The sequence below is a fragment of the Nonomuraea basaltis genome (assembly GCF_005893125.1).
GTDB classification, from domain to species: domain Bacteria; phylum Actinomycetota; class Actinomycetes; order Streptosporangiales; family Streptosporangiaceae; genus Nonomuraea; species Nonomuraea basaltis.
On record NZ_VCJS01000444.1, the window covers coordinates 1 to 4,169 of the forward strand.

Below are 4,169 nucleotides of genomic sequence, written 5' to 3' on the forward strand. Positions count from 1 at the left end.
GCCCCACCCCGCCCGGTGACCGCGACCTCCGAGGTGAGCTGAGCGACCCCCGCCATTCGGCCGGGTGGTTCTCGAGCACGTCCGCGTCCTGTGCCGGCCTGTCAATTCCTTCCGGACCGCAGGGCAGCCGGGTCCGATCCCCGGTCCCCGCCATTCTCGCCCGCCGGCGGGCGCCAGCTCAGCACGTCGTCCATGGACCGCAACATCATGTCCGGCCTGGACTTGGCGGCCACGGAAATGCCGAGATCGCGCAGCCAGACCGCGACCGGGTTACGGAGCTTGGTGACCTTGCAGATGCTCATCGACTGCCGCACGACCTTCGACGTCCGCTCCAGCCGAGCGGCGGTGTAGGCCGCGAGGTGGTCACCGGCGTTGCCGGCCAGGTGGGCGAGCACGACCGCGTCCTCGATCGCCTGGCAGGCCCCCTGCCCGAGGTTGGGCGTCATCGCATGCGCGGCGTCTCCCACCAGCGCCACCTTCCCGCGATGGAAGGCAGGCAGCGGTGTGTCGTAGGAGCAGACGTCATTACGGATGATCCCCGCCGGATCGGCCGCGCGCAGCAGCCCGGGAATCGGATCATGCCAGTCCCCGAACCTCCGCAACAGCTCCTCCCGCTCGTCCTCGAACACGGTCCCCGCAGGCAGCACATCGGTCGCGTACACGTACACGACGTCATCGGCCAGCAGGCTGACCCCGAACACCAGCCCCTTCCCCCAGCTCTCCGTACTCCGGATGTCCAGATCCCCCCGAGGTATGAGACCGCGCCACGCCGTAACCCCTGAGTACGTCGGACCAGGGTGCTCCGGGAAGAGCGCCTGCCGGGTCTTCGAGTTGATGCCATCGGCCGCCACGATGAGATCGGCCTGGAGATCGCCTTCATCCGTACGCACGACGCCGCTCTCGGCGTCCACCCCGGACACGGTGATGCCCAACCGCAGATGTCCGGCCCCCAGCGCATCCGCGAGCACCTCCATCAACCTCGCTCGCAGCATGACCACCACCGAATCCCCGTACCGCGCCTCCGCGACGTCCATGGTGGTGTGCACCAGCCACCGCCCGTCACTCCTCCGGATCCCCGCCTGCCCCTGCAACCTGGAGAGCCGGCGTATGGGATCGCCGAGGCCGAGCGTGTCGAGAGCCTTGAGGGCGTTGGCCGCGATCGCCAGCCCCGACCCGACCGGATCCATCTTGGGCGCCCGCTCGAGCACGGTGACGTCCCACCCTTTACGGCGCAGCGCTATCCCGCTGGTCAGCCCGCCGATACCGCCGCCGATCACAACAGCCCTGGGCATCTCAGGACCCTCCTTCTCTCACTACGTCTGTAGTCTCACCATACTACGCCTGTAGTTCGGCTGCACTACCGCTGTAGTATCGGGTCCCGTGAAACGCTCAGAGACCGTCGCGGACACGGCCATCACACTGCTGGCCGAGCGAGGCATGCGCGGCCTCACCCATCGGGCCGTCGACGAGGCGGCGGGCCTGCCGCCCGGATCCACCTCCAACCTGGCCCGCACCCGCGCCGCCCTGCTGGAGCTGACGCTGTCGCGGCTCACGGAGCTGGAGATGCGGGCACTGGCACCGGCGTACGAGAGCGAGGCGTTCGAACTCCCCGAACTGCCCGGCCGGATGGCGGAGGCACTGCACATCCAGCTCCAGGACCGCAGGCGCACGCTGGCCCGCTACGAGCTGGCGCTGGAGGCGACGCGGCGACCGGAGCTACGCGAGATCTACGACGCGGCCGGCCGCCGCTTCCGCGACCCCGCCGTCGGCATCCTGGCCGCGCTGGGCTCGAAGGATCCGGTACGGCATGCACGCCAGCTGGTGGCCTTCGGGGAAGGTCTCATGTTCGACGCCATCGCCGGGGCCGGCTCCACGCCGACGTTGAACGAGCTCACCGACGCCATGCGAGACCTCCTGGCCGGCATGTTCCGCTGACCCGGGCTAGGCAGGCGTGTTGCGCTGTGCCGGGCGGGCCACGCGTCTTGCGCCGTGCTGGGCGGGCCGGGGAGTGGCGCTGATCTGGGCGGGCAGTCGTGTTGCGCCGGGCGGAGGATTGGGGATCAGCTGAGCATCACGTGTCCGCATCGCCCGGACAGCACTGCGGTCAGGCGGGGGCGGGTATCCAGAGCGAGGCCGAACCGCGCGGCGGCCACGTCCCGACAGGGTTCCGCTGTGGGGGTGGCTCGTGCGGCGCTCGTGTCCGGGTGAGGCTTCGCGGTGGGGATGGTGGTGACGCCGACGGCGGTCAGGTCCTTCCGCGCCGCCTCGGGGTCGGGATGGCCGATGCGTAGGGACACCAGCTCTACCAGCGGTAGTCCACTCTCTGTTGGATGGCGCGTGCTGCCCCAGTCGATGAGGAACGGGACGATACCGGCATGTCCGATGTGCTGCGGCGGGGTGAGGCGCCAGCTCAGGAGGTCGCCGGCGGGGGTGCGGCGCGACATGTCCTGCGGGTCGCCGGGGTCGTAGCCCAGAGTGCGCGCACGCGCCACGACCGCGTCGATGCCGTCGACCGCCACAGCCCAGCTCACCAGGGCCGCGGCCGTCAGCTCGTCGATACCGAAAGGCCTCGGCCCGATCGGCGGGTCCTGGTCGGGATCAGGGCCGATGATCTCCAGATAGCTCCTGCCGCCGAGTCCGATCAGCTGGTTGCGGGTGCCGAGGCCGGGGTGCCGCCCGCCCACTGCGGCCCGCACGCCGAGCAGCCGTTCCAGCTCCGCCGCGGTCGCGTCCAGGTCAGGGGTGGCGTACACGAGATGGTCCAAGGTCATAGAGGGCATTGTGCCGTCCCCTGCTCAGCACGCCTCGCGGTAGGGCAGCTCCGGCAGGTGCTCGGCCCACTCCTGCGGGGAGAGCCCGCCGTACCGGGAGCAGATATGTGCCGCGTGGTCGGCGGGCGGAGGCTCGGGATCCAGGGCGATGGTGAGGACGACGCCGCGCCCGGTCAGCACCCGCAGCCGGCGCCCGTCCGGGGTGAAGACGGCCTGGGCCGGGCGGTCCACGCCGGTCGCCACCACCGGCCGATCGGCGATCAGCGTCCCGCCGCCGGGCTGGGCCCTGTCGTCGTCCGGCAGCGTGCCGTCGTTGAGCCGCCACACCCGTACGCGGTCGCTGTCCGTGCTGGCCAGCAGCCGCCCGTCCGCGCTGAACCGCAGATACCCAGGCGACGGCCGCAGCCGCGCATAGTCCGTGGGAACCCCGTCGAGCCCGTAGATCTGGATGCCGCTCTCCTCCGCGATCGCCACCCGCCGCCCGTCCGGCGCGAACGTCGTGTACTCCCAGGGCATCCGGTCCAGCCACGACGCCGCCCGGGACTCCCGGCCCGTCCGCCTGATCTCGGATCGCTTGCCCGCGAACACCAGCGCCACCCGATCGTCAGGGCCGACGACCGCGTACTCGCCCACGAACGCCGCTCGTCGCGCCCGCAGGTCCCACGCCCACCGCTCGCCCGACTGCCGGGCCGCCGCGAACAGCAGCCCGCCGCCAGGGCTGAACCACGCCGACTGCTCCCCGGGCGCGCCGAGCCCCCTGCCGAAGGGTGGGCCCACGCTCGCGGAGGCGGTGTCCCACAGGTACGACCGGTCGACCCCCACCAGCGCCAGCGTCCGGCCGTCGGGCGCCCAGGCCATCGCCCGTACGCTCTGGGCGGGCCCCGCCGTCCGGGCGATCTCGCGACCCGATGCGAGGTCGTACACCCGGAGCGTGTTCTCCTCCAGCGCCGCCAGCCGGGTGCCGTCGCCGCTGATGGCGTGGAGCGAGCGCGGCCCCGCCCACGGGTCCGTGAACACCGCCACCGCCGCGTCCGCCGCCGTCAGCGCCCGCCGCGCCTCGGGGATCGGCGCCAGCCGCCAGGCGGTGAGACTCAGCTTGCGTGCCGTGACCGGGTCGGTCAGCCGCAGCGCCTCCGCCCGCGACGCCGCCACCTTGGCCATCGCCTGTTCGAGCCGCCCGTCGGCGTCGTTCCACTGCCAGAACGTCTGCCAGAACCCCAGGAGCAGCACCACCGGCAGCAGCCCCGCCACGACCGCCCACCGCCGGCGCGACCGCCTGCGGCCCCGGGCGATCGCCGCGTCGAGGAAGGTCTGCTCGCCCGCGCTCAGCGTCATCCGCCGCCGCCCGCTGGTCGCCCAGGCCAGCGCCCTGTCCAGCGGCTCGCCCTGGAACAGCTC

4 protein-coding genes are annotated in these 4,169 nt (G+C 72.2%); 1 reads left to right on the top strand and 3 read right to left on the bottom strand.

From position 1 onward, the window contains the following. Positions 1 to 101: 101 nt before the first annotated feature. A complete protein-coding gene (locus tag EJK15_RS67955) occupies positions 102 to 1,292 on the bottom strand; it encodes an FAD-dependent monooxygenase (protein ID WP_138720715.1) in 1,191 nt (396 codons plus the stop codon). A gap of 88 nt (positions 1,293 to 1,380) precedes the next feature. Between EJK15_RS67955 and EJK15_RS67960 the strand changes: the two genes are divergently transcribed. Next, entirely contained in the window at positions 1,381 to 1,935 is a 555-nt protein-coding gene (locus tag EJK15_RS67960) for a TetR/AcrR family transcriptional regulator (protein ID WP_240778124.1), read from the top strand. Positions 1,936 to 2,060: 125 nt separating this feature from the next. Here the strand turns inward: EJK15_RS67960 and EJK15_RS67965 are convergent, their stop codons facing one another. Together EJK15_RS67965 and EJK15_RS72385 are read right to left on the bottom strand one after the other, a co-directional pair. Further along, positions 2,061 to 2,771 (bottom strand): VOC family protein, encoded by a 711-nt coding sequence (locus EJK15_RS67965; RefSeq protein WP_206062304.1) that lies wholly within the window; start codon positions 2,769 to 2,771, stop codon positions 2,061 to 2,063. Between the two features lie 24 nt (positions 2,772 to 2,795). Next, positions 2,796 to 4,169, bottom strand: a 1,374-nt coding sequence (locus EJK15_RS72385) for a WD40 repeat domain-containing protein (RefSeq protein WP_420847195.1), incomplete at its 5' end; no start/stop codon positions are given.